The sequence below is a fragment of the Frankia sp. R43 genome, from assembly GCF_001306465.1.
Taxonomy (GTDB): domain Bacteria; phylum Actinomycetota; class Actinomycetes; order Frankiales; family Frankiaceae; genus Parafrankia; species Parafrankia irregularis.
Genome location: NZ_LFCW01000001.1, coordinates 476,623 through 502,790, shown reverse-complemented (window position 1 = coordinate 502,790; position 26,168 = coordinate 476,623). Strand labels below are relative to the sequence as shown.

The following is a 26,168-nucleotide window of genomic DNA, read 5'->3' as shown; positions in this document are numbered from 1 at the left end:
CCCAGGCGCCGACGTGGTGATATCAACCGTTACGGTAGGCGGCTGCCTGGAGTGCGATCGGTGAGGTGAAGGAGCGGGTGATGGTTCCGGTGGTGGGCCCGGCTGGGCCGGACCGCCAGCGTCCGCGTCGTATGGACTGGCCGGCGAACAGCCTGCTCGGCATGTTGGCCGAGCCGACCCGTGCGGAGTTCGTCGCGCTCGGCAGTTACCGGGAGTTCGCCAGCGACGAGGTCCTGCTGCGGGAGGGTGACGCCACCAGCTTCGTCGTCCTCCTGCTCAGCGGCTGGGTCAAGGTCACCGCGACCACCGAGAACGGTGGCTTCGCGCTCCTGGCCATCCGGCACGGCGGTGATCTCGTCGGTGAGCAGGCCGGGCTGGACGGGGAGCCTCGTTCCGCGACGGTCACCGCGGCCGGGGCCGTTCTCGCGAAGGTCGTGTCGTTGGAGGCCTTCCTGGCCTTTCTGCGGGCGAACCCGGATGCGAACAGGCCCGTGCTGCAGTCGGTGAGCGCCAAGCTGCGCAACTCGACCCGGCGGCGGGTCGAGTTCAGCGGGTGCACGGTCGCGATGCGGCTGGCCCGGGTGGTCTGCGAGCTGGAGCGTTCCTACGGCGCCGGCGCGCCGGACGGCACGGGCCGCCGGGTGCAGATCGCGCTCACCCAGCCGGAGCTCGCGGCGCTGGTCGGAGCCGCGGAGCCCACCGTGCACAAGGTGCTGCGCGAGCTGCGCCAGCAGGGGATCGTGGACACCCGTTACCGGGCGATCGTGATCCGTGACGTCGACGCGCTCTACCAGGCGGCCGGAATCACCCGGGACCCGTGAACCCGCGGCCGCTACGGGATGTGGGGCCACTGCGTTGTCCGGTCGACACCGTGGGCGCAAACCCGTCACATGAGGATGTGTTCGGCGTGCCACCGGTGATTCGGTGTTCCGTAGATGAACGGTAAATTCCGCTGGAACGTCGCCATCGGAGGCTGAGCGTGAACGAAGTGGTTCCCGGCATCCGGCGCCTGTGCATTGCCGTCGCCGCGGACAGGTCGCTGGGAGGGATTCTCGACGAGGCCTGCCTTGCCGCCGATGTCCAGTGCGCACACTGGTTTGCCCGGCCCGAGGGCGACGAGTTCGCGGTTTTTCCGCCCGGAATCGACGAGGTGCGGGTCGTCGGCGATCTCGTCCGTGGGCTGCGGCTCACGGTCGGCCGGATGAATGCGGGTGCCGCGGCACGAACACGGCTTCGGGTGGCGCTGCACCAGGGAATCACCCGATGTGACGAGCGAGGGTTCGGCGGGCGCGCGGTCGAGAAGGCCTGCGGCCTGCGTGACGCCGACATCGTCGAGCGCGAGCTCGCGGAACATCCGCACGCTGATTTCGCGCTCATCATCTCCGCCGAGCTGTTCGACGACGTGGTCGGCGACGACGGTGCGGAAGGCCTCGACCTCACCGCCTTCCGGCAGGTGGTCGTGCCCGGTTCGGGTTTCCTCGCGTGGGTGTCGATGTCCGCGGCCCTTCCGCTCCCGCTCACATTTCCCGCGGTCGCCGGCCCGCGGTAACGCCCCCAGCCCCAGCTTCAGCTCCAGCCCCGCCGGGCACGGGCCCGTGTCCGCGTTCGTGTCCGTGCCCCGCTCCGTCCGCTCCGGTGGCCGGCGGGCATGCTGGGGGATGTGCTCCGTCATGTTCGCGCCGTTCGCTATGCCACACCGCTGCGGGAGGGAGGCAGCCTTCCCGGGCTGATGGAGGGCGACGACCTCGGCACCTGGGTGGTCAAGTTCACCGGCGCGGGCCAGGGCCCGAAGTCGCTGGTGGCGGAGGTCGTCGTCGGTGAGCTCGCCCGCCGCCTCGGCTTCGCGGTGCCAGAGCTCGTGGTCATCGACGTCGATCCGGATCTGGGCCGCACCGAGCCGGATCAGGAGGTCCAGGAGCTGCTCCGAGCGAGCCCCGGCAGCAACCTCGGCATGGACTACCTGCCCGGGTCGATCACCTACGATCCGCTCGCGTTCGCCGTCGAGCCGTCGCTCGCCGCCCGCGTGATCTGGCTCGACGCGTTCACCCTGAACGTCGACAGGTCGTGGCGGAACCCGAATCTGCTGGTGTGGGGCGGGCGCCTGTGGCTGATCGATCATGGGGCCGCGCTGTATCCGCACCATGACTGGGCCGGCATCGAGGCGGCGGTGGACCGCGCCGCGCCCGGCTTCACCGACCACGTCCTGCTTCCGGTGCTCGGCGCGGACGCGCCGGAACTGCTCTCGGCCGCGGATGCCCAGCTCGCGCCGGCGGTCACCGCCGGCCTGCTCGCCGATGCCGTCGGCCTGGTGCCGGGAGAGTGGACGGACGCCCCGGGCTCGGCCTACGTCGACTGGCTGCTCGCCCGGGTCTCCGGGCGCCGCCCCTGGCTCGCGGAGCTGCTGGTCCCGGCCCCGTCGACCGTCCCGGACCGCTCGGCGGGCACCCGCGGCGGACGTCCCGACTGGCTGCGCGGAGGCCTGGGTGCCTGATCTTTTCGAGTACGCGATGGTCCGGGTGATGCCCCGGGTCGACCGGGGCGAGTGCGTCAACGTCGGGGTGCTGCTGTGGTGCCAGGCGGCGAACTATCTCGGGTCGCGGTGCCTGGTCGATCAGGCCCGCCTGGTCTGCCTCGACCCGTTCGTGGATCTCGACGCGGTGGCCGCGCACCTCACGGCGCTGCGGAAGGTCTGTGCGGGCGGCCCGGACGCCGGCCCGGCCGCGCGGCTTTCCGGCGGGGAGCGGTTCAGGTGGTTGACCGCTCCCCGCAGCACGGTGGTGCAGACCTCACCGGTCCACACCGGCTTCACCGACGACCCCCCGGCGGAGCTGGACCGGCTGGTCGAGCTGCTGGTGGCTCCGCCGGGTCCGATCGTCCGTTGACGCAAGGCGACGTCGCTCGCGGGTCCCCCACGTTCCCGCGAGCGACGCGCCGCTCCGAGGGCCTCCCGCTAGGGGCTGCTCCACAGATCGGTGTAGAGCAGTGCGGCGGCGTTGTTGATGAACAGGCAGTGATCATCAGTGGGGCGATACAGGTTCGAGCCGACGTTCGGTGGCTCGCAGGTGCTGTAGTAGTTCTCGTAGTACAGGCCCTGCCCGGCACGCTGCTCCATCCAGTCACGCATGAACCGGATGTAGTTGGGGTTGTCCCCGGCGCCGTTCTCGTCGCGCCCGCTCACCACTCCCCACTCCCCGATGCCGAAGAGCTTGTTGTGGGCGCGGGCGAAGTTGTAGAGCCAGGTGACTCCACCGATGGCGTTGGCCTGGTTGTTGAACTCCGCCTGGGTCCGTGACGGCGGGTAGTGGTCGTAGGCGTCGATTCCGATGATGTCCACCCAGTTGTCACCGGGGTAGAGGTCGAGCGGGTTGTGGCTGGACGGGTTCTGCGAGTAGTGCGCGTTGATGGTCCAGTCGAGCAGCGGATCCGGATCGGACGTCGCGTTGATCGAGTCGGCGATGTGCCGCCAGCAGCCGATGTAGGCCGACGGGTTGCTTCCGGACCACTGGTACCAGTCGCCGTTCGCCTCCCAGGCGATCCGGATGATCGAGTTCTGCCTGCCGGTGGTGTTGAGGGTCTGTCCGAAGGTGCGCCAGTAGCCGTCATAGGCGCCCGCGGCACAGGCCGTGAGTGTGCTCCCCGAGTTCTCGGGGAAGGGAGGTACCGAGATGACGAGACGGCCCGGCCAGTTGGCGAAGTTGGCCTGGGTCCACGACGGCTGGACGATGTTCTGCCAGTTGTTCCGGCTGACGAACACATGGGCGAGGTCGCAGGGGCTGCCCCGGCGGTCGCAGAAGGCGTCGACGTTCGCCGCGTTCTGGATGGGATCGCCGTTCGCCCCGGAGTACCACGGCTGACCGGACCGGTTGCCGGGGTTCCCGCCGCTTTGTTCGACGAAGACCTGCGCCCGGTCGAACGTGATCTGAATTCCCCCCGATGCCGGTTCCCGCCAGCCGACGTTCACCAGCACCGCGGTGTGGATGCCGGGATTGAGGAGGGCGGACTGGTAGATGCGGGCCACCGACGGCGTGGCGGAGTAGGTGTTGACCGCGGTCGGCGTCCCGCCGTCGACGCTGATGGTCGCGATGCCTCCGTTGGGCGCGAGCACACCGTAGATGTCGACCTGGGTGCCGGAGAAACGGAGCACCGCGCCGCTGGAGGCGTCGGCCGTACGGGAGTAACGCCCGTTGGGTGTGCTCGGCGAGCAGCCCACGCAGGCCGTCCAGTCGCCGAAATAGCTGATCTGGGAGACCCCGGAGCCGACGGAGTTGTCCTCGATGACGACGCTGGGCACCGGCACCGCCTGCGCGCCGAGGTCGGCGATGGTCGTGCCCGCCAGCAGGACCGGCACGAGGACCGCAAGGCGCAGCAGCGCGGTGCGCCGCCTCGACCGCCGCCGCCGCCGACCCGCCATGGCGTGCGCGCCGTGTTGATCGCCTGCACCGTGTTGACCGCCGGCACCGTGTTGATCGCCTGCACCGTGTTCACTGCCGGCACCGTGTCGACCGCCGGCGTGGATGTTTTCACTCGTGAAGCTGTGCTCCCCCCCGCTGTGCCTGCCCACGCTCTGCTTGCCCGCGCCGTGTGGCCTGGCCGGCCGGATCCGCCAGGTCGCGGATCGTCGATGCCGACCGTGCCGACCGTGCGTCGGGCTGATTTCGCCGGAGTCGGTTGCCTCCTGCGGCGAAATCCCCCGATCCGAAGTGGTTTCCTGTGGCACCCCCGCGCCTCATCCCTTCGTCAGGACCCGTGGTCGGTCGCACTCGTCGACCAGGAGCCGCTCGTAGCAGATGACGCAGCGATGCTATACGGAGGGTAACCGGAAGTTACTCTCTGCAACCTTTGAGTCGGAGATTCGGCCTACCGTGCCGGACTTGCGTCCGCGGGGGCGGACGTTGCCGGTCGCTGGCGGCGTCGGGCCGCGAGGGTGATGACCGCCTCGGCGGCCAGCAACAGGACGGCCAGCCAGGAGATCGCGGCGACCTTGTGGAACGCGGCCACCCAGGACCCGTTTGACGGGAGGTCGAACCGGCCCTGTGCCTGCAGCACGTAGAGCGCGCTGACCGCCAGGCACACCATGGGCGCCAGACGCAGCACGATCCGGGCTCGGGGCACCCGTGCAGCGGCGGCGGTGCACAGCGCGACGATCAGACCGACCAGCGGACCGACCAGCACCACGCTCACCGCGCCGAGAGCCAGCGCCAGAATCACGGTCGACCGCCCGGAGACGGCTGGTGCCGCGTCCCGCCACGGTTCGGCGGTCGGCAGCTCGGCCAGGCTGGCGGCGCCCGGACCGGGCCGACCCGAGCCGGGCAGGTTCGCCGCGCCCGGTACCGCGGGCAGGCCCAGGTCGCGCCAGGTCCGCCCGCGGCGGCGCCGGTAGGTGCTGGCGATCAGCACCGCGAGGCTCAGCACCCCGGTGACGACCGAAAGCTTCAGCGCCAGGCCGACCACGTGCTGCGGCGCCCAGTCGATGACGACACTGAAGCTGCCGCTCGTCGGGTCGACCCGCCAGCCGTTGGCGTAGGCGTCCACCAGCCGGGGCTTGCCGAGGTCCTGGCCGCCGGTCTTCGCCGTCCAGCCGGGGGACTGGCTCTCGCCCAGCACCAGCCAGAACGGCTTGCCCGGTGTCGCCCCGGTGACGTCCACCTGGAACGACGTGTCGCTGGTCGCCTTGACCTTCAGCGTGGGCAGGGACGCGCCCCCGCCGCTGCCCGTACCGCTGGTCGCAGTGGTCGCGGCCGCGGCCGCGGGCGCGGTTGCGGGCGCCGAGGTTCCGCCGGTGGTGATCGCGGCGGCGTCCGTGCTGTCGCCGGTGGCGTCGAGCCAGGCGCCACCGCCGGCCTCGGAGGCGAGCAGCAGCCGGTCGATGTCGATGCCGGTCACGGAACCGTTCGCGGTGCGTATCACGTGGTCGCCGGCGCTGAGGGTCACCGGCGTCCCGCAGGCTCGCAGCGAGAGGCCGTCGCGGCCGCTGGCGTCCTTTATGGTGCCGGTGACCTGGACCCCGATCGGGGCGCCGTCGATGGTCAGCAGATCGGTGCGACACGGCGCGGGAATGTCCTGCGCGGCGGCGGCGACGAACCCGGTGCCGGCCAGGCCGGCCGGGCCGGCGGTCCCGGCGGTGCTTGCCGGGACCGCGTTGATCGTGTCGCCCGCGGCGGTGGCGGTGGCCCCCGTGGAGCCGGCGGCGCCGGGTGCCGTGGTGGCCGCCTCGTTGCGGCCGGTCCCGCCGGCGGTGCCGTCAAGCCCGGGGACGGACAGCTCCGCGATACCCACCGGGAGGTTGGTGATCGCGCCGCTGATCGTGTCCGTGCTGGTGACCGTGCGGACGTCGTCGACGACGAACCGGATGGTGTTCCCGGTGACAGCCGGGAAGCTCAGGCTCACGGTCTGGGTGGCGTCCCGGGTCTGGGAGGTCACCTTGGTGTCGTTGATCGGTGGGACGGTGACGGCGCCGACCCGGCGCCCGTCGACCACGATGCCGATCTTCGTCGGCACCGAGTGCCGCCCGTCGGCCACGACCGTCAGGTTCATCGTGGAGAACGTGACCGGCGTCGGTGCGGCGATCTGCAGCCAGGTCCCGACCTGGTCCCCGAGGCCCGGGCTCCACGCCGTGGTGGCCTTCCCGTCGAACGCGCTCGACGCACGCGCGTCGAGGTCGCCCGGCAGCCGGCCGGACGAGGACACCGTCGGCGCCGCCGCGGCGCGGCCCAGCGTCGCGTCGATGAGCTGGTCCGGCGCGTAGGCGGAGATCCGGGCCGTGCCGGTGAGCGCGAACGTGCGCGCCGTGGGCAGGTTGAACGTGCGCTTGATCGTCGACTCGGGGTCCATGCGGAACGGTTCCGCCGGGTTGGCGCGGTCACGCGACATCTGCAGGCTCAGCCGGTGCTCCAGCGAGTCCGCGCCGGCGGCGTCGAGGGTGTCGGTGGGCAGGCGCAGCACCTCGTCCGCGGTGAGCGGCCTGCCGTCCGGGCCCGGGATCTCCACCTCGGCCAGGCCCACTCCGGACAGACCGTCGTAGGTGCGCTGCTCGCCGTAGTTCGTGGCATCGACGTGCACCCGCAGGGTGGTGAAGGTCCGGGACGGGAAGTCGATGACCTGGCCCAGCTCGGTGCGGGAGGATTCCCGCAGGTCGACGGTGACGGGGGAGCCGCCGTCGAAGGTCAGCGTGACGCGGGTGATCCACCGGTTGCGCGGGCCGTTGATCGGCTGCACGAGCCGGAGGTGGTCGGCGGTCGTCGCCTTCGTGAGCTGCACCTGCCAGGCGGCGCCGGTCGGATCGGTGAACGCCCCCACCCGCCAGGCGGACTTCATGTCGCCGTCGATCGCCTGGGTCGGCCGGTCGGCGACACCGTAGGAGAACGTGTTGCCGTAGTCGGTGGCCCGCACGTTCGCGACCTGCGCCGCGGAGCCGGGCGGGGACGTCTGCATGATCGTCTCGGACGCGTGCCCGGCGTCGGGGAAGAGCACCAGCCGGTTGTCGTTCGGATCCTTGGTCAGTGGCGTGACGCCTGGCTGCTCGACATACCCGAAGTTCTCGCGGACGCCCGTCCACCGCTCGGCCCGCAGCCGGTTGGTGTCGCTGACGAGCAGCTCCGCGCCGTCGTTGAGAGCCTGGCGCATCTTGTCGGGGTCGGAGACGAGGTCGCCCGCGTAGAGCACGGTGCGCCCGCTGTCGAGCACGGCGTCGAGCTGGCCGGTGGCGGCCGCGTCGACGAGGGCCTCACCGTTGCCGCTGACCAGCAGCGGTGCCTCGGTGCTCTCGGCCCGCACGATCGAATGTGGGTCGTCGACGGCGAAGTCGGCCAGCGCCGGCGGGTCGATGACGTCCGCGTCGGTGCCCAGCGTGATCTCGTCGGTGTAGGGGATGCCGGGGTCCTCGAGGGTGGGCGGCCCGAAGGTGCGCGGCTCGCTCAGCCCGTCCGGCCGGTTGTCGGCCACCAGGTCCCAGGTCGCGCGGGGGCGCGGGGTCCGGAACCGCTCGTAGGCGAGGTTGCTGCGCAGGACGACGTCGCCGGCGCTCATCAGCCGGGCGATGTCCGGGATCGACTCGGAGTCGAGCACGCCTTCCTGCATCCGCCGGTCCAGCGCGCGCACCAGGTCCACGGAGCCGGCGTCGCCGTAGGGGATGAGCTCGCGGACCACCGACGGCCGGTCCATCAGCCCGTAGGTGACCGGGTCGAGCGTGGTGCCCCACCGGTAGTGGGCGAAGTCGGCTCCGGGCAGCTCCAGCACCCGGGTCTGCTGGCCGGTCGTGTCCGGGGCGACGGCATCGAGGGCGCTGGCGAGCTCCTGCTCGTAGGCCGGGATGTCCTCCGGGCGGTCCAGCAGCGGCTCGATGAACTGCCCGCGGAACAGTGGCGACATGTTCAGCACGAGCATCAGCGCCGCCCCGCCGAACGCCAGGGTCGGCACCAGCGCGGGCCGTCGGCGCGCGGAGGCCGCGCCTGCCGTGGCCGTGGCCGCGGCTGCGGCCTCGACTCGCCGTGCGCGGCTGGCCGCGAACCTCTGGTCGAGGACGGCCAGGCCGCCGGCGAGCAGCACCGACAGTCCCAGCACCACCATGGGGACCGCGCGGGGCAGCGAACGCAGCGCCAGCCCGGCGGTGGACCCCTCGGCGAAGTCGCGGAACAGCCGGCCCAGCGGCGACGGGTCGTCGTACGGGTACACGCCGACCGAGATCGTCGTGCCGAGCGTGATCAGGGCGACGAAGTAGGCGCGATGGCCCCAGCGCACGCAGGCGGCGGCGGCCAGCGCCAGGATGGGCACCGCGAAGCTGATCGCGATGATCACCAGGTTGCCGGTGTACTCGGTCGCCGGGCTGATCCAGGGCCCGAGGGCGTCCTCGCCGTAGAAGAACCAGTTGCCGAGGCCCCGCAGCACCTCGGACGCCTGCGAGCTGCTCGCGACGGTCTTCACCGTCTCGGTGAACGCGAGCACGTTCAGGCCGTAGCCGGCCTGCGTGTACAGACCGGCCATCCACCACGCGGACGTGACGATGATCAGCGCCACCGCCCGCGTGCACAGGCCGAGCGCGGTCGCGAACCGGACCTCGCGGGTGCCCCACACCGCGAACGGCACCCACAGCAGCGGCGCGAACAGAATGAAGATCAGGCTGGACGCGTTGATGCTGCCGATCAGGGTCACCATCAGCGCGAACGCCGCTGGCCACCGCCAGCCGGAGCGCAGGCGGTCCCACCGGGCGCGGCCCGTGGCAGCAGCGGCACCGGAGCCACCGGAGGCACCGGAGCCACCGGAGGCATCGGTGACGCCCGCTCGGGCGAGCTCGTCCACGCCTGCCTCGCGCAGGCCGCGCACGGTGATGCCGATCAGCCAGCCCAGGCCCGCGTACGGCAGCAGGATCGCCGAGATCCGGGCCTCGTACTCCAGGGTGTAGGGCGTGAGCATGTAGCCCAGCGCGGCGATGAACGCGTACCGGTCGGGCCAGCGGAACGACCGCATCAGGAACAGCACGCCCGCGCCCGCGCCGAACAGGATCGAGCCGGTCCACAGCCGCTGGGCCACCCAGTCGGGCAGCCCGACGAGCTGGAGGAGCCAGTAGAACAGGCCCTGCGGGAACAGGTAGCCGATGTTCTGGTGGGTGACCGTGCCCATGCCGACGTCGGGATCCCACATCGACACCGCGCGGGAGAGCATCCGGCCCGGGTCGAGGTAGAGGTAGGCCTTCGTGTCCGCGCCGATCCGCCCGGGCGCCGTTGCCAGCAGCGGGATGTAGGCCAGGGCCGCCAGCACCAGTGTGGGCCACGAGGGGATCACACGCTGGAAGCGGCGGGGGATGCGCGGTCGGCGGGTCGAGCCTGGGCCGTCGGAGCCCAGCGTGGCATCCGGCCCCGGCTCCGGCCCGTCGGGCGCCGCGGAGCCGGATGCCTGAGCGGTCAACGTCACTGGGGCGTGCCCGGGTGGCTGCTCGGGGCGGGGCGGCGCAGCAGCTTGCGACGAGCGGCCTCGTTCACCAGCGCGAGATAGGTCGCGCGGGCGGTCTGCTCCCAGGTGAACGTCGCCGCGTGGGCCAGTGCGCCGGCGGTCAGCCGGGTCCGCAGCTCGGTGTCGGTCAGCACGCTCGCGAGCGTCTTGCCCAGGTCATGCGGATCCTCCACGAGCAGACCGGACGCGCCGTCCACGACCGCATCGGTGTGGCCGGCGATCCTGGTCGCGACGGCGGGTGTCCCGCAGGCGGCGGCCTCGGTGATCGTCATGCCCCAACCTTCCCTGGCGGAGGCGGAGGTCAGCACCCAGGCGCGCCGATAGAGGTCGAGAAGCTCCGCGTCGTCCACCCTGCCGACCAGCCGCAGCCAGCGGCCGGCGCCGGCGGCCGCGATGCGTGCCTCCAGCGCCGGGCGCTCGTACCCCTCGCCGACGATCACGGCCTCCATCGCCGGATGCTCGTCATGCGCACGGATGAGCGCGTCGATCAGCACGTCGAACCGCTTGACCGGGACCAGCCGGCCGACCGCCAGCACCAGCGGATGCGGCGAACGCTCCCCGGCCGGCCTGAAGGACGGGTCGATGCCCGGCGGGATCACCGAGATGTTGCCGGCCGGCAGGCCGAGCAGCTCGATGATCTCGTCACGGGAGGACTGGGACAGCGTGAGGATGCGGGTCCGCCGGTACATCGGCGGCGCCATCCTGAACTCGATGGTCTCGCCGACCTGGGCCAGCTTGGGGGAGAGCACCATCCGCCACATCTCGGCGTGCACATGGTGCAGGAACACCACCCGCGGGCAGCGGGCCCAGAGCGGGGAGAAGAACGGCATGCCGTTCCAGATCTCGACCAGCCCGTCCCACGGGCCGCCCCGCCCGAACGCGCCGGACATCGCCGTGCGCGGGAAGACGGAGTAGCGCCCGGCCTTGCGCACGACCTGGTAGCCGTGCCGCCGTGCGGTCTCCGGATGGCCGGGCGCGAGCGCGGTGCGCAGGCTGACGTCGACACCGGCCGCTGCCCACCGCTCGGCGACCTTGTCGGCGTGCAGCTCCGAACCGCCCGACTCGGGGTCGTCGAGATCACGCCAGGCCAACATGTGGATGCGGCGCAGGCCCGACAGCTCGACCAGCTCGGCCAGGGTCGGGGTGGGGGCGGACAGCGCGGTCAGGTCGATTCCGGAGAGCGCGGCCAGCGCGGCTTCCTCCTGCGGGAGCGCGCTCATGCGCGGGCCGTCCGGCGTGCGGCGGCGAGAACCATCAGCCCGGTCACGACCGCGAGGACCGCCTGGCAGCCGAGATTCGCGCGCGCGGTCGACACGGGGGAGCCCTGGGCCCAGACCATCAGGGACACGGCGGCACCGGTCGCGACGGCGAGCACGGCGAGCACGGCTCGCTCGCCGAGGGCGAGCAGGTAGTGGGAGAACAACACGGTCGCTCCGAGACAGGTCATTGCTCCGGCGAGTGGAAGGAGGGCACCGGAGGCATTGGTGAAACGCGGCCCGAAAGCCAGAGACAGCAGTGTGTCGGGTGCGATGGCGGCCACGGTGAGCAGCCCCACGGCAGGCACGGCGAGTATCGCCAGGGTTGCGCCGAGCTGATGCAGTGCGTGCTGCCCCAGATGATTGCGGTCCGCGGCCTCAGGCAGGAGGAAGCCGGCGAGGACGACCGCTGCCAGCACAATCACCTTCGCCGCGACCGACACAGCCGCGTAGGGGCCGGACTCGTCCGGAGAGAGCCTGCCCTGCAGCAGAACATCGATGTTCTGCAGGACGCCCAGGAACGCCAGTGTCACCAGGGCCGAACCGACCTCGACGGCGAGGCGCCGAGGCTCCGCGGTGGCCGCCGGGCCGGCGACGGGCAACGGCAGCGTCGTCGCCGCCGTGTCCGTGCCTGCCGGGGGGCCTGCCGGGGTTGCCGGAGGCGGCTGCCAGCCTACCGGCTCCAGGTTGCTGAGCGCGGACGGATGGCGCCGCAGGCACAGACGAGTGTGCGCCAGCGCGGCGAGCACCCCGAACAGGACGGCGATCGCCGCGCCGGCCTCGTCCAGGCCGGCGAGCACCAGCGCGATCGTGGAGCCGCTCTTCACCGCGGCGTCGACGAGCAGGTTCGCGGACAACGCGGGGTACAGCCGTCCGCACTGCATCAGCCCGCGGTCGACACACAGCAGGCACCAGGCGGCACCGGCGATGATGATCTCCGCGACGCCGCCGGCACCGGGCAGCGAGAGCTCGTCGGCGATGAAGCCACGGGCCAGGGCCGCGACCACGGCGACGGAGAGGACCACCACGACGCCGACCCGACGAACCCGGCTGATCCAGGCGTCGATCAACTCGGCCTGGCCGGTGTGCTGCCAGTTGCTGATCCGCCGGACGACTCCGACAAGCAGGGCGCTGCCGGGCATGGAGACGACGAAGAAGATCGCGAAGAGCTGGGCGACGGCGCCGTAGGACCGGGTGCTCATCTCCCGCGCGATCACCAGGGTCACCCCCAGGTTCGCCGCGTTCGCGACCAGGCCGGCGAGTGCGAGCGGGATGGCGCCGCGCATCGCGGCCCGAATGCGGTCGCTCTGGCCGCGCAGGCGCGCGGGCGCCAGCCCGGCGAGCCCGGGAAACGCCGCCAGGCTCGGATGCGTCCGCCGTGCCGCGCCCGCCCCGCCCGCGTCACGCGGGTCCGGCAGGCCGGTCGCCCGGCCTGAGATCGGCGTCCCGGCCGTGGTGCCGGCGGTGGCGCCGACCGGCCCCGTGCCGCCGTCGTAGGCGGTGCCTCCGGGCGCCGTGCCCGTGGGTGACGCCGTGCCCGTGGGTGACGCCGTGCCCGTGGGTGACGCCGTGCCCGTGGGTGAGGAGGAGGCCGGCGTCCGACCCGCCGCCGGGTCGGACGCGCGGAACGACATGGGTGCCCGTCGGCCCGAACGGTGTCGTCCGCGGGACTGAGGGGGGAGGGAACCGGCGGCCGGACCAGTGTTCATCGGCTGTCCCCCGGAGTCACGCACGCGCGTACCCTCCCCGTCACAGGGCGTGACATGCATCCGGACGTGAACTCACCCGCGCCGAGTCGTGGCGCGGGCCGCAGGGCGTGGGATGCGGGCCTTTCGCACGCGTCCCGACATGAGTGTCCGGGCAGCATCAGTCACCTGTTCGTCAGCGTCTGTCCCGCGGCTGCGGCCTCGGCGGCGAGGTCGGCGTCGACCATCATCTCAACCAGCTCGTGGAAGCCCACCCGCGGCTTCCACCCCAGGACCTCACGCGCCTTGGACGCGTCACCGACCAGCACGTCGACCTCCGCCGGCCGGAAGAACCGCGGATCGACCCGCACGTACTCCGACCAGTCCTCGATCCCCACCCGCGCGAACGCCACATCCAACAGCTCCCGGATGCTGTGCGTCTCACCCGTCGCGACCACGAAGTCGTCCGGGACGTCCTGCTGCAGCATCCGCCACATCGCGTCCACATAATCCCCGGCGAAACCCCAGTCCCGCCGCGACTCGAGATTTCCCAGTGACACCGAGTCCTGCAACCCCAGCGAAATCCGCGCCACCGCCCGCGAGATCTTCCGCGTCACGAACTCGATCCCGCGCCGCGGCGACTCGTGGTTGAACAGCAACCCCGAACACGCGAACAACCCGTATGACTCGCGATAGTTCACCGTCAGATAGTGCCCGAATGTCTTGGCCACCCCGTACGGCGATCTCGGGTGAAATGGTGTCGTCTCCCGCTGCGGGGTCTCCCGCACCTTCCCGAACATCTCCGACGAGGACGCCTGGTAGAAGCGCACGCGCGACAGATCGTTACCCGCCGCGATCCGCAATGCCTCCAGAACCCGCAAAACTCCCATTCCGGTGGTCTCGCCGGTCAGCTCCGCCTGCTTCCAGGAGAGACCCACAAAGGAGATCGCACCCAGGTTGTACACCTCGTCCGGCTGAGAGATCTCCACGGCACCGATCAACGACGGCAGATCGGTGAGATCCCCCTCCAGGAGCACCACCCCGGGCACCACCCGCTCCACCGTCGCGACCTTCGGGTTCGACTGCCCGCGCACCAGGCCGAACACCTCATAACCGCGCCCGACCAGCAGCTCACCCAGGTACAAGCCGTCCTGGCCGGTGATTCCCGTAATCAGTGCGCGAGGCACGATCATCCTCCTGTGGACCGTGGAGTACTGCTGCGGAAGGTTAGCGCCAGGTAAAGCGACGAGGTCACTCGGGTACCGGGCTCGGCGTGCCCGCGCCGCCAGTCGTTGCCGGGCGGAGCATCCGTACAAGCTGAGGCACAATGACATCACCTGCCCGTGCGCCACCACCGTTGCTGATGTGCACGCCGTCGTCGTCGCGTACCTGTACGCCGTCGATCTCGTCGCGGTACTGGTTGTCCGGGCTGAGGATCGCCGCGAGATCGATCACGGTTGTCACCGCGGAGTGCCGGGCGGCTGCCTGGCGTAGCAGGGCATTGAACGCGATCACCCGGTCCGGCCTGGTCTCCGGGTAGATACTGCCGTCAGCCGCCTCGTCCTTCCTGAACATGGGGGTGGTGAGAAGGACCACCCTCGCCCCGCCGGCCGAGAGCGTGGTGATCGCCAGATCGAGCTCCCGCCCCAGGTAGGCGTCGAAGGCGGGATCGCCGATGTGCGTCCGGCGACCGTTGTACACCTGGTCGGTGACCTCCCACCGGCCGACCAGCAGCAGTGCGACGTCGGGGTGGACCTCGTCGACCTTCTGCCGCAACCGGTTGGGCCAGTTGACGCAGCTCGCCTGCGGATAGTCCCGCTCGCCCATGAGGTACCTCGGCTGTGCCCGGGAGACGCCGCAGCCGAGCTCGGAGGCGTCGCGGACCTCCATCCCCTGGTCCGCCGCGGTGACGGTGAACTGGCTGAAACCCAGCGTGAGCGCGAGCGAGTCGCCGGCCATGATCGCGCGCAGGGTCCGGCCACCGGAGGCGGGCTCGGCGCGCGGCGTCGGTGGCGCCGCGACCGCGGCCTGCTGTGCCAGGCGTTCCAGATCGGCCGCGCCACGTCCGGCGGCGGGATCCGCGATCGTCGCCACCATGACGACGGCGACGACGGCGCCGATCGAGGCGGGAACGGTGAGCCGCGGCCGGGGGAAGCGGATCTTCCCACGCCGGATCGGGTTCTCGACCAGGTGGAACGACGCGATGGTGATCGCCGCCGTGACAGCGACCCGGGCGGCGAGCAGCGCCGGGCCGCTCAGCCCGGTGCGGCCGGCGGTGACGGTCAGAAAGACTGGCCAGTGCCACAGGTAGAGCCCGTAGGAGACCCGACCGATGGCAGGCAGCGGGGCGCAGGAGAGCACTTTCGCGGCCGGCCCGGTCGGCACCTCGATGATCGAGGCGATCAGCAGCATCACGACGACCGCCACGCCGAGGAAGCCGCCGGTGTACAGCACCCGGCTCTCCCCGTCGACGGTCGCCCAGATCGCGAGCATCGCCAGGCCCGCCAGGCACCCGACGACCGCCAGGCCCTTCTTCGTCCGCGCGGTGAGCGGAGTCCGCCGCTGGATCCGCCAGACGGCGAGGGCCGCGCCGGCGAGCAGTGCCTGGGCACGGGTGTCCGTGCCGTAGTAGATCCGGGACTCGTCGCTGTCGAGCAGGACCAGCAACAGCCCGAGCAGCGCCGAGGCCTCCGCCCCGAGAACCGCCACGGTGAGGATCAGGGTCTGGGCCCGGCGGCGCTGGTTGCGCCAGCGGGTCACCGTCCGTCCGGTCTGCCACATCAGCAGGTAGACGCACAGCGGCCACAGCACGTAGAACTGCTCCTCCACCGCCAGCGACCAGGTGTGCAGCAGCGGCGACGGGGTGGAGAGATGATCGAAGTAGCTCTGGTCCGACAGCGCGAAGCGCCAGTTGGCGACGTAGCCGAGGGTCGCCAGCGCGTCCATGCGCAACGTCGCGACCTCGCTGGGAGCCGCTACCCAGCGGGCATAGGCCGCCACCCCGAGCATCATGGTCAGCAGCGCCGGCATCAGCCGGCGGGTGCGCCGGATCCAGAACGACCTGAGGTCGATGCGCCTGGTCGCGCGGTACTCGGTGACCAGCAGGCCGGTGATCAGGAATCCGGAGAGCACGAAGAAGGCGTCGACGCCGAGCAGCCCGCCCGGCATCCAGCTCAGACCGGCGTGGTAGGCCATGACGCTCATGACCGCCAGTGCCCGCAGGCCGTCCAGCGCGGGGGAGTGGCCGAGCGGCGCGAGGACCGGAGCCGTGAGTGGGCCCGTCTCCATCGGGCCGGTGTCGGTCGGGCCGGTCTCTGGAGAGCTGCTGGGCCGCGGCACGCCGGTCTCCCGCGGGCCGGAGTCCGTCGGAGCGGCCTTCCGTGGGCCGCTCTTGCGCAGGCTGGGACGCACCGGGCCGGTCTCCATCGGGCCGGTCTCGGGCGGGCCCGGCTGCGTCGGTGGCCGGGTGCGTGCCGATGGCCGGGGGGGTCCCGGTATCCGGGTCCGGGCGGAGGTGCGCTCGATCCGCTCGGTGTCCTCGCCCCGGTAGCCGGTCGCCGTGCGCAGCCGACCATCAGGGTCGGGGACGGCGTCCCGCTGGTACGCGGCGTCGAGGCGACCGCGGTCGAGGCGGTTCTGGTCGGGTGAAAGGCCGGTGGTCAGCTGGTCGGAGCCCACGGCGCGGTCACGCTCCCGGCGCGAGCCAGTCCTGGTGGTGGCCCGGCCTTCCCGCGAACTGCCGCGTCGGGGGCGGGCCAGCGGGTGGGTGTCGATCTCTCGGCGGCTCAGCCCAGTCCCCTTTCCGAGTCGTTGTTACCTGGCCCGTCGATCCGGTGACCCGCGGATCCTGGGCTCGGCACGCGGCTGACCAGGAACGATCTCCCGGCCTGGGTGCAATGTCCGTTACGACCACGATGCCCGATGTGAGGCAGGCGCCTGCTCGCGGGTCCGCCTTTGACGCGGATCGAGGGCTGGCCGGGTCGACCGACGTCGGCCCGGCCCGACTGCCCGGTCCGCCGGATTTCGCCGTGTCGTCGCGGGAAACGAGTTTGTCGCCCGGCCGCGTGGTCACGGTTGCGCCGGCGATGTGCCCCGGCCGGCATCCACATTGCCATTGCCTGTCCTGGATGGGCTCGACGTCACCTCGCTGTGGTCGGGGGAGAAAACTCGGAATCATCCTTGCCCGTCGGATTCACCCAGTTGTCGTCCCGGCGGTACCACGGCGTCGAGGCTACGACGAAGGGATCGTCCGACGACACTGATGGGTGGCAAGGCTCGAGCTGTCCAGTGTGTTGATCGGCACGACGGAAGCCCATTGCGCATGGGCGGATGGGCTGCCTGGCCGGGCTGACCGGAGGGCCTGTGGCGGGACTGCTGGCACCGTCGGCGCAGTTCAGCGTAGTGGCCCGTTCGGCTGGCGAGGCTGGGGTCAGGCGCGCCGCTCGTCGTCCGCCGGCCGGACGGCGCGGCATCCACGTTAGCCGGTCGGCTGGTCGCACAGCTCAACCCGTTGATTAATTGACCACCACTTCCGATGTATACGTCCTCCGTTGAGCATTCGCGATCGTTGGTGCTGGTCGTTGTATGTCGGTATATGGGTGTTAGTGCGTGCCGGGTGTAGCCGCTCCGCGTCGCTGGCGCCACCGCGGTGGCGCTTCGTGCGATCCGCACTAAACGCACTGCGATCAGTTGCGGCGCAATCTTGCCAAGTCACTACTGTCCGTGCTGGTCCTCTGTATGGTCGCGTGCCGCCCCGGAGAAAGGCGCAGGCCGCGCCGGCTGGCCGTGGCGGGCTTCACCAGGCGCCGTCCGGTCAGGATTTTCGCTGGATGCCGGGGGAAACGGGCGCTCGCGGCGAGGTCGGTAGCGGTCCCCGTCACGCTTGCGCGGGGCCCGCGCGTGGTACCTCCTGGTACCTTGCGTGCGTGCCTGACATCACCGACAGTGGCGGTCGGGATAGATGACCGCCGGCTTCCGAGGCAAGCTCGGCGTTGCCACGAAAAGCGTGGCCTTCGCCGGTGCTGGCGCTGGTGCCGGTGCTGTCACCGATGGTGCGGGGCCCGCCGTGGAGTCCCGGCGTGGGCCGGCCGGCGCCGAACCGACTGAAACATCCGGATCATCCGGATCGGCGGAGGTGACGGGGCGGTCGGAGGCCCGGTCAGGCCCGCCCGTGGTGTTCCCCGGCTTCGACGGGCTGCGTGGGATCGCCGCGCTGCTGGTGCTGGTCGTCCACGTGGCCTTCTACAGCGGGCTGACCACGGGCGACAACGCGATCGGGACCTACGTGGCCCGGGGCGAGATCGGCGTGGAGATCTTCTTCCTGATCTCGGGTTTCCTGCTCTACCGGCCGTTCGCCGCCGCGCACCTCAGTGGTCGCCGGGCTCCCGACGCCCCGGCCTTCTTCGTCCGTCGCCTGCTGCGGATCATCCCGCTCTACTGGCTGGCGCTCGCGGTCGCGCTGAACGTCGTGCCGGACGAGCGGATGGGCGTCCACGGTCTCAAGGGGCTGGTGCAGACCGCCCTGTTCGCGCAGGGCTACCGCAAGGAGACCGCGATCCAGGGCCTGACCCAGGCCTGGACCCTCAACATCGAGTTCGCGTTCTACCTCTCGATCCCGCTCTACGCCTGGCTGCTCGTCCGCCGGCGGCGCTCCCCCCGCGCCCAGCTGAGGGTCGAGCTCGCCGCGCTCGCGGTGATTTTCGTCATCAGCCGGGTGCTGCACTACAAGTTGATCGGGTCCGACATCTGGTGGGCGGACGGCTGGACGGTTTGGCTGCCGGTCTGGTGGGACCTGTTCGCCATGGGCATGCTGCTCGCGGTCCTGTCCGCCTGGTACACGCAGAACGGGCGCTCGCCGCGTTGGGCGCAGTGGCGTTGGTTCGGGGCCGCCTGCGTACTGGCAGCGGCGTTCTTCTACTGGTTCTCGAGCACGCAGCTCGGGCTGCCCCGCAGCCCGCTGTTCATCCCGGACCGCGGCCAGGACATGGGGCGCCACCTCTTCTACGGCCTGACCGGATTCTTCCTGCTCCTGCCCGCGGTGTTCGGGCCGAGCGACCGCGGCCTGGTGCGCAGGTTCCTCGCCTGCCGCCCGATGGCCTGGCTCGGGATGATCTCGTACGGCATCTACCTGTGGCACACCACCGTCATCGACGTCGTCGTCGAGCACATCAGCCCGGCCGACGGCGCGCGCCCCTTCTGGCCGTTCTTCCTCATGGTCCTGGGGTTGACCTGCGCCGTCTCCGCGGTGACCTACCTGCTGGTCGAGCGCCCGTTCATCGCGCTGGGGCGGTGGCTGGTGGGCCGGCTGCGGGCCCGTTCGAGGCCGGGCGGGCGGGTCGGCCAGGCAGCCGGGCCAGGCACCACGGCGCCATTGGCGACCGGCCTGACGCGCGGCGTCGCGGTGTCGGATGGCGGACACCTCGGTGTGGGCGGCGTCGCCGCCGGTGCGGTGGACGGTGACCCGGCACGGACGATGCCGCTGCGGATCGGCGGGGCGGGACAGGTTCGATCCGGCGACGTGCCCGCCACCCGGGTGCCTCCCGAGGACACCCCGGGCGCACCTGCTCCCCGGGCCGCCCACCGGGGATTCGGCCGCCGGGATCGGCGTGACGCGCGGTCGCGCCAGCCGTCCCCGGGCGGAACGCCCGAGGGTCGACGTGGACACTTTCACAGTCAACTCGAGGACGAGACCAGGTGACTTTTCGTACTATGTGAGCGTCAAAGGGTGAGCGGGATGGCCGCTGGGTGGCCACGAGATGGCCGGCTGAGCCGGCGATCCGGCCGATCGACTTCGAGTCGGTGGCTGCTCCCGTTGACCTCCAGGGACACCGCTCCCTAGACTTGGGAGTTGCACGAGGGTTCGTGGGTCTCAGACCGAGCGGATCCACTCGAGCAGTCGCTTTCGGTTCTGACAGTGTCGTTCTTGCGGTGCCTGTCCCTCCGTCCCGGCGGTTCGATCCGGCCCTCGCGCGAAGAGACGATTCCCAGTCGGAGCCGACCCCTTGACGAGCACCACCGACGTACGACCCGTGGAGACCGTGACCACCTCGCACAGCCCGACCACACCACAGGTTGCGGTCAACGACATCGGCTCGGCCGAGGACTTCCTCGCCGCGGTCGACAAGACGATCAAGTTTTTCAACGACGGCGACATCGTCGACGGCGTCATCGTCAAGGTGGACCGCGACGAGGTGCTCCTCGACATCGGCTACAAGACCGAGGGCGTCATCCCGTCGCGGGAGCTCTCGATCAAGCACGACGTCGATCCGCACGAGGTCGTCTCGGTCGGCGACCACGTCGAGGCCCTTGTTCTCCAGAAGGAGGACAAGGAAGGTCGTCTGATCCTGTCCAAGAAGCGCGCCCAGTACGAGCGCGCCTGGGGCACGATCGAGAAACTCAAGGAGGAGGACGGCGTCGTCACCGGCACCGTCATCGAGGTCGTCAAGGGTGGTCTCATCCTCGACATCGGCCTGCGTGGCTTCCTCCCCGCCTCGCTCGTGGAGATGCGTCGCGTCCGCGACCTTCAGCCCTACGTGGGCCGTGAGCTCGAAGCCAAGATCATCGAGCTGGACAAGAACCGCAACAACGTGGTTCTCTCCCGCCGCGCCTGGCTGGAGCAGACCCAGAGCGAGGTGCGCTCGGAGTTCCTGGCGCAGCTTGCCAAGGGCCAGATCCGCAAGGGCGTGGTCAGCTCCATCGTCAACTTCGGTGCCTTCGTGGACCTGGGTGGCGTGGATGGTCTCGTGCACGTCTCCGAGCTGTCCTGGAAGCACATCGATCACCCGTCCGAGGTGGTCGAGGTCGGCCAGGAGGTCACGGTCGAGGTCCTCGACGTCGACCTGGACCGCGAGCGGGTCTCCCTGTCGCTGAAGGCGACGCAGGAGGACCCGTGGCGTCAGTTCGCCCGGACCCACGCGATCGGCCAGGTCGTGCCCGGCCGCGTTACCAAGCTCGTGCCGTTCGGTGCGTTCGTCCGGGTGGACGAGGGCATCGAGGGCCTGGTGCACATCTCGGAGCTGGCCGAGCGCCACGTCGAGATCCCCGAGCAGGTTGTGAACGTCGGCGACGAGATCCTCGTCAAGGTCATCGACATCGACCTCGACCGCCGTCGGATCAGCCTTTCGCTCAAGCAGGCCAACGAGGCCTCCGCGCTGGCCGGTGAGGGCGACACGTTCGACCCGAGCCAGTACGGCATGGAAGCCAAGTACGACGAGCAGGGCAACTACGTCTACCCCGAGGGCTTCGACCCCGAGACCGGCGAATGGCTGCCGGGCTTCGAGGAGCAGCAGGCCGAGTGGGAGCGGCAGTACGCCGAGGCCCAGACCCGGTACGAGGCCCACCAGGCCCAGATCCGGGCGGCGCAGGAGGCGGACGCGGCAGCTGCGGCGCCGTCCTCCTACACCTCGCAGTCGGAGCAGCCCGCTTCGGCGATCGACGAGGAGGCGCTGCGGCGGCTTCGGGAGCAGTTCGGCAGGGAGTAGTCCGGCGAGGGAGCACCTGGTGCTCCCGGCGCTGGTGACCAGCACCAAACCTCAGGGCCCGTGGGTTTCCCCACGGGCCCTGAGGTTTTTCCGGGCTTCGGATCAGTCACGCGGACCGGTACCGGTCAGGGCGATGTGAACCGGACCGGCAGGGTGGCGAGGCCACGCACCCAGACCGAGGGGCGCCACAGCAGCGCCGTGGGCTCCACCGCGAGCTCCAGGTCGGGGAGGCGATCGAGCAGGACCTCGACGGCCGTGGTCGCGATCGTCTCGGCTGCCATCTGCGCGGGGAAGGGGCAGCGGTGCTCGCCGTGGCCGAATGCCAGGTGGGCGTTGTTGCCGGCGGCCCGGCCGGACTCGCGCGGACGCGCCCGCGGATCGGTGTTCGCCGCTGAGAGGCCGAAAATGAGGAGATCGCCGGAGCGGATCCACCGCCCGCCGAGCCGGAGGTCACGACGAGCCCACCGCGCGACCAGGTTCTGGATCGGCGGGTCCGCCCAGAGGACCTCGGCCATGGCGCCGCCGACGCTGAGCCGGCCGCCCGCCAGATCCACGGCGAACCGGTCGTCGGTGAGCATCAGGCGAAGGGTGTTCCCGATCCAGTCGGCGGTCGGTGCCTGGGCCACGGTCAGGGTCGCCATGACGTCCTCGACGATCTCCTCGTCCGTGAGCTCCGCCGGGTGCGCGATCAGCGCTGAGACGGCGTCGTCGCAGGGCTGGTCACGGCGGCGGCGCACGACCCGCACGAGCATCGCGTGGACCCGGCGGCGCGCGTCGCGGGCTCCGGTGCCACCGCTGACGAGCAGGGTCAGATCCCGGGCCAGGGCGGTCAGGTCGCCGGCGGGCAGCCCCCACATCTCGGCGTTGACCATCGCGGGCAGCGGGCCGGCGTACTGGCTCATCAGCTCCGCCCGGCCGTTGCCCGCCACCGCGTCGATCAGGGTGTCCGCGCCACGGGTCACCCGGGCGCGCAGGTCGTGCGACTCGAACCGGCCGACCACGTCACCGATCGCCGCCAGCCGCCGGGTGTGGGCGGGCCCGTCGAGGCTGCGCAGGGAGGGCCGCTGGCCGACGATCGGCTGCAGGGGCCAGCCCGACGGGACCAGATCCCAGGCGTTCCAGATCCGGGCATCCCGCCCGAACAGGGCGGGCGTCCCCGCGACGTAGACGACCTCCCGGTAGCCCAGGACGAGCCAGGCCGGGATGTCACCTTCGAGCAGGACCGGCGCGACCGGCCCGTGCTCGTCCCTGATCTGGTGGTAGAAGGCGGCGCGCCGGTTGCCGGGTCCCTCGGCGGGCAGCCGGGCGGCGCCGTGGTGCGCGGGCCAGCGGGCCTCGAACGTCGACCGGTCGGCGGGCTGGCGCGCCGGTTCCTGGCCGCGGTCCCGCTCACCGGGTGGCGCGATGGGCGGCACTGGCGGTGAGCCGGGACGTCGGGGCTCCGGTGGGCCGGCCGCGGTGGCGCCGGGCGTGCCGGGGAACCCGAGCGCGGTGGTGGGCGCATCGGCCGTTCCCGGCGGAGCGGACGATGCGGGCATCGCGGACGCGGTGGACGCGGCTGGTGTGGCTGGTGCGGCCGGCACGGCCGGGGAGCTGGACGAGCCCGGCCCGGCCGACCCGCGGGTCCTGCCGGTTCCGGGAGCCTCGCCGCGCCGGGTGGTGCTCGGCGCCGGGCAGGACGTGCCGTACTGGCGCAGTGGGCTGTACTGGCGCGCGCCGCTCAGCGGCCGGGGCATGCCGCTCGGGCAGGCGCCGGGCTGGCGTGAGTGGGGATCGGTCATCGGTGGTCTCCGGGCTCGGTTTCAGCGTGATGCCGTGCGGCGCGGCCAGTCGCGGACGTCAAACTGGGCTGAACCGGACCGGCAGGGCGGTCAGTGCCCTGTTCCACGCGGTGCGTCGCCAGGCCAGCGCGCCCGCGGGGACGGCGAGCCGGACGTTGGGCAGCCGGTCGAGGAGCACCTCGACGGCGGTCCGTGTGATGACCTCGGCGATCTCCTGCGCGGGGAACGGGCAGCGGTGCGCACCGTGCCCGAAGGACAGGTGCGCGCTGTTGGGCCCGGACGTCGTGACAGTGCCGTCGGCGTCGGCGTCGGCGTCGGCGTCGGCGGCGTTGCCGGCGTGGTGTCCGGCGCCCTGCTGGATGGGGCCGGGGCGGTGGTTGTGGGCGGACGCGGCGCCGCACCCGGCCGGCGGGCCCGAGGCGTGGTCGCGGCGGACCCGGGGATCGGAGTTCGCGGCCGCGAGGCCGAGCGCGACCATCTCCCCGGCCCTGATCCGCTGGCCACCGAGCTGGATGTCGCGGGTCGCCCAGCGGCCGGCGGTGATCTGCAGGGGGGTGTCCTCCCACAGGACCCGGGTGAGTGCCTGCATGACGCTGCGCCGCCCGCCGGACAGCTCCAGCGCGAAGGACCCGTCGGTGAGCAGCAGCCGCAGCGAGTTGCCGATCCAGCCGGCCACCGTCCGCATCCCGAAGCCGAGGGTGACCGCGAGATCCTCGACGATCTCGTCGTCCGTCAGCTCGGCCGGATGGTCGATCAGGCCGGAGATGATGTCCTCGGTGGGGGGCTCGTCCAGCCGGATGTCGAGCAGGTCGCGCAGCCGGGCGACGAGCTGGCGGTGGCCGCGGGCGGCGTCCGCGCCGATGTCGACCAGGTCGACGAGGTCCTCGGCGATCTGGGTGGCGTCGAGGTCGTCCGGTCCGCACAGCGAGGCCAGGACCAGGGCGGGCACCTGGTGCGCGAACGACGCGACCAGATCGGCCGAGCCGAGCCCGGCGAAGTCGTCGATCACGCTGTCGGTGATGGCCTCGGCCCGCGCGCGCAGGAGGAATACGTCCACCTCGCCCAGGACGTCGTTGACCGCCTGGTAGCGGCGCTGATGGTCCTCGCTGTCGGTGTGGAGCAGCGAGGGGCGCCGGCCCAGCCCGGGGAGCGGCGCCCAGTCCGCCGGGATGTTCTCCCGGCGGGCCCGGTTACGCGGATCGCTGGTGAAGATCTCCGGGCTGCTCAGGACGTAGTGCAGCTCGCGGTACCCCAGGACCAGCCAGGCGTGCCGGGTGCCGTCGAACGTCACCGGAATCACCGGGCCGGGCGCGGCGGCAGGGGTGGGAGTGGGGGTGCGGTGCGGGTTCGAGGCCGGATTGGGACGCGGGTCGCGGTGGCCCCGGGCCTGCGGGCGCCGCACCGGGGCGATGTCGGAGCGGCCGCGGCCCACGCCCGGGCGCGGAGCCGGCCCCGCGCCCGCACCCGGACCGAGCATCGTGGTCATGAGGCCTCCTTGCGGGCGGAGGCCTGCTCGTAGAGGTGCTGTACGAGCGTCATCAGCACGTCCTTGCTGGACGAGCGGTGCCGGGCGTCGCAGTCGATGACGGGCACGTCGGGGGAGAGGGACAGCGCCTCGCGCAGGTCCTCGAGCGAGTGCTCGGGCTCGCCGAAGTTGTTCCTCGCGACGATGAACGGCATCCGGTGGTGTTCCAGCCGGTCGATCGCATACCAGGAGTCGGAGACCCGGCGGGTGTCGACGAGCACCACCGCGCCGATGGTGCCGGCGAACAGGCGGTCCCACAGGAACCAGAACCGTTCCTGACCGGGCGCGCCGAACAGGTACAGCACCATCTGCGCGTCCAGGCTGATGCGTCCGAAGTCGAACGCGACGGTGGTGGTGTTCTTGTCCGTGACCGCGCCGGGGTCGTCGATGCCGACGCCGGCCTCGGTCATCACCTCCTCGGTGCTCAGTGGGCGGATCTCGCTGACGGAACGGACCATCGTGGTCTTGCCGACGCCGAATCCGCCGACGATCACGATCTTGACGCCGTCCTTGGCCGTGGTCTGCAGCGGCGGCCGGACGGCGACCTCAGAGCTTCTGGAGTCCAACGAGCACCTGCTTCAGGAACGCGGGATCGGGAAGTTGAAGCGGATCGGTCGGGGTGGAGGGGTGGCTTGCCGCGATCAGGCCCCTCTCCAACAGGTCGGAGAGCAGGATCTTCACGATGCTCACGGGGAGCTTCAGATCCGCCGAGAGTTCGACCACTGCGGTAGGGGCCCGGCAGACCCGCAGGATCCGAATGTGTTCGGACTGCATCCCGGGGGCGGGGTCCGCTCTGCTCGTGACGAGCGTGACGAGGTCGAAGGCGGTGCGTCCGGCCCGGCTGCGACCACCGGTGAGGGTGTACAGCCGGTCCGGGTCCTCGCTGTCGACGAGCCGTCGGATCACGGCTGTCCGGCGGGCTGGACGGGCCCGCGGGGTGCGGCGCTCAGGTATTCGCCGATCTGTTCGACCAGCTCACTCATGTTGTGGCCGATGATGCCGGCGTCCGCGTCGTCGGTCGCGATCACCGCCAGGTGGGCGCCCTGGCCGGCGTCGACGATGAACAGCAGGCCGCCGTGGAACTCGGTCATCGACTGCCGAACCCCGCCGGTGCCGTCCCCGAACTCGATGGACGCTCCGTGCGCGAGGCTCTGGATGCCCGAGGCGATCGCGGAGAGCTGGTCGGCCTGGTCGATGCTCAGGCCCGATGACCGGCACAGCTTGAGCCCGTCCCGGGACAGCACCAGGGCATGGTGCGTTCCCGGGGTACGCGCGAGGAGGTTCTCCAGCAGCCAGTCAAGATCGCTCTCAGTGGTATTCATCGGGATTGCGGGGTGCCGTGCGGTGGGCCCGCCCGGGTTGCCCCTGCCTCCAATCTGGTCGTCCAGTGCTGGTCTGGTCGTCGTGGAAAGGCCAGGTCGGGAAGGTTCTGATCGGGATGTCCCCGCTGGCTGACCGAACCGGTCCGGTCCGGTCGGCCAGCGGGCAGCCGGTGC

General features: G+C 71.3%; 16 protein-coding genes and 1 pseudogene. 6 read left to right on the top strand and 11 right to left on the bottom strand.

Features of this window, described 5'->3' with window-relative positions:
- The first annotated feature begins 80 nt into the window (after positions 1–80).
- The 4 genes from ACG83_RS01695 to ACG83_RS01680 all read left to right on the top strand — a co-directional run bounded on the left by ACG83_RS01695 (position 81) and on the right by ACG83_RS01680 (position 2,882).
- On the top strand, positions 81–821 hold the full coding sequence (locus ACG83_RS01695; protein WP_054564385.1) for a Crp/Fnr family transcriptional regulator: 741 nt from the start codon (positions 81–83) through the stop codon (positions 819–821).
- 158 nt (positions 822–979) lie between these two features.
- Complete coding sequence (locus tag ACG83_RS01690; protein WP_054564384.1) at positions 980–1,549, top strand: hypothetical protein; 570 nt, start codon at positions 980–982, stop codon at positions 1,547–1,549.
- Between the two features lie 99 nt (positions 1,550–1,648).
- Entirely contained in the window at positions 1,649–2,491 is an 843-nt protein-coding gene (locus tag ACG83_RS01685; RefSeq protein WP_054564383.1) for a HipA family kinase, read from the top strand.
- Positions 2,484–2,882, top strand: coding sequence for a DUF3037 domain-containing protein (locus tag ACG83_RS01680; RefSeq protein ID WP_054564382.1), 399 nt, complete (start codon positions 2,484–2,486; stop codon positions 2,880–2,882). The genes ACG83_RS01685 and ACG83_RS01680 overlap by 8 nt, the downstream gene beginning before the upstream one ends.
- Before the next feature lie 68 nt (positions 2,883–2,950).
- Here ACG83_RS01680 and ACG83_RS01675 read toward each other — a convergent pair whose 3' ends face one another.
- The 6 genes and pseudogenes from ACG83_RS01675 to ACG83_RS01650 form a co-directional block, all read right to left on the bottom strand.
- Complete coding sequence (locus ACG83_RS01675) at positions 2,951–4,411, bottom strand: glycoside hydrolase family 26 protein (protein ID WP_054564381.1); 1,461 nt, start codon at positions 4,409–4,411, stop codon at positions 2,951–2,953.
- 446 nt (positions 4,412–4,857) lie between these two features.
- On the bottom strand, positions 4,858–9,906 hold the full coding sequence (locus ACG83_RS01670; RefSeq protein WP_054564380.1) for an alpha-(1->3)-arabinofuranosyltransferase family protein: 5,049 nt from the start codon (positions 9,904–9,906) through the stop codon (positions 4,858–4,860).
- Positions 9,903–11,165 carry a glycosyltransferase family 4 protein gene (locus tag ACG83_RS01665; RefSeq protein ID WP_054564379.1) on the bottom strand — a complete coding sequence of 421 codons (1,263 nt, stop codon included), beginning with the start codon at positions 11,163–11,165 and terminating at the stop codon, positions 9,903–9,905. The genes ACG83_RS01670 and ACG83_RS01665 overlap by 4 nt, the downstream gene beginning before the upstream one ends.
- Positions 11,162–12,835 (bottom strand): lipopolysaccharide biosynthesis protein, encoded by a 1,674-nt coding sequence (locus ACG83_RS01660; RefSeq protein ID WP_235497515.1) that lies wholly within the window; start codon positions 12,833–12,835, stop codon positions 11,162–11,164. Before ACG83_RS01660 ends, ACG83_RS01665 begins: the two co-directional genes overlap by 4 nt.
- A gap of 236 nt (positions 12,836–13,071) precedes the next feature.
- A complete protein-coding gene (gene gmd, locus ACG83_RS01655) occupies positions 13,072–14,073 on the bottom strand; it encodes a GDP-mannose 4,6-dehydratase (RefSeq protein WP_006542607.1) in 1,002 nt (333 codons plus the stop codon).
- A 64-nt stretch (positions 14,074–14,137) separates the two neighbouring features.
- Positions 14,138–16,690: pseudogene (locus ACG83_RS01650) on the bottom strand (acyltransferase family protein); the annotation flags it as partial.
- Positions 16,691–18,020: 1,330 nt separating this feature from the next.
- Here ACG83_RS01650 and ACG83_RS01645 point away from each other — a divergent pair.
- Positions 18,021–19,583 (top strand): acyltransferase, encoded by a 1,563-nt coding sequence (locus ACG83_RS01645; RefSeq protein WP_347280096.1) that lies wholly within the window; start codon positions 18,021–18,023, stop codon positions 19,581–19,583.
- Between the two features lie 304 nt (positions 19,584–19,887).
- Entirely contained in the window at positions 19,888–21,366 is a 1,479-nt protein-coding gene (rpsA, locus tag ACG83_RS01640) for a 30S ribosomal protein S1 (RefSeq protein ID WP_054564376.1), read from the top strand.
- A gap of 125 nt (positions 21,367–21,491) precedes the next feature.
- On the opposite strand, the gene ACG83_RS01635 is transcribed toward rpsA, so the two are convergent.
- From ACG83_RS01635 to ACG83_RS01615, 5 genes are read right to left on the bottom strand one after another with little or no spacing between them, the layout of a single operon-like run.
- Positions 21,492–23,147, bottom strand: coding sequence for a cytochrome P450 (locus ACG83_RS01635; RefSeq protein ID WP_054564375.1), 1,656 nt, complete (start codon positions 23,145–23,147; stop codon positions 21,492–21,494).
- A 58-nt stretch (positions 23,148–23,205) separates the two neighbouring features.
- Positions 23,206–24,633: a cytochrome P450 gene (locus tag ACG83_RS01630; protein ID WP_054564374.1), complete on the bottom strand. Its 1,428-nt coding sequence runs from the start codon at positions 24,631–24,633 to the stop codon at positions 23,206–23,208.
- The gene (locus ACG83_RS01625; protein WP_054564373.1) at positions 24,630–25,238 is read right to left on the bottom strand and encodes an ATP/GTP-binding protein; all 609 of its coding nucleotides are present in this window, start codon (positions 25,236–25,238) and stop codon (positions 24,630–24,632) included. Before ACG83_RS01625 ends, ACG83_RS01630 begins: the two co-directional genes overlap by 4 nt.
- On the bottom strand, positions 25,219–25,578 hold the full coding sequence (locus ACG83_RS01620; protein ID WP_054564372.1) for a DUF742 domain-containing protein: 360 nt from the start codon (positions 25,576–25,578) through the stop codon (positions 25,219–25,221). The genes ACG83_RS01625 and ACG83_RS01620 overlap by 20 nt, the downstream gene beginning before the upstream one ends.
- Positions 25,575–25,994, bottom strand: a complete 420-nt coding sequence (locus ACG83_RS01615; RefSeq protein WP_006542598.1) for a roadblock/LC7 domain-containing protein — start codon at positions 25,992–25,994, stop codon at positions 25,575–25,577. Before ACG83_RS01615 ends, ACG83_RS01620 begins: the two co-directional genes overlap by 4 nt.
- Positions 25,995–26,168: the final 174 nt, after the last annotated feature.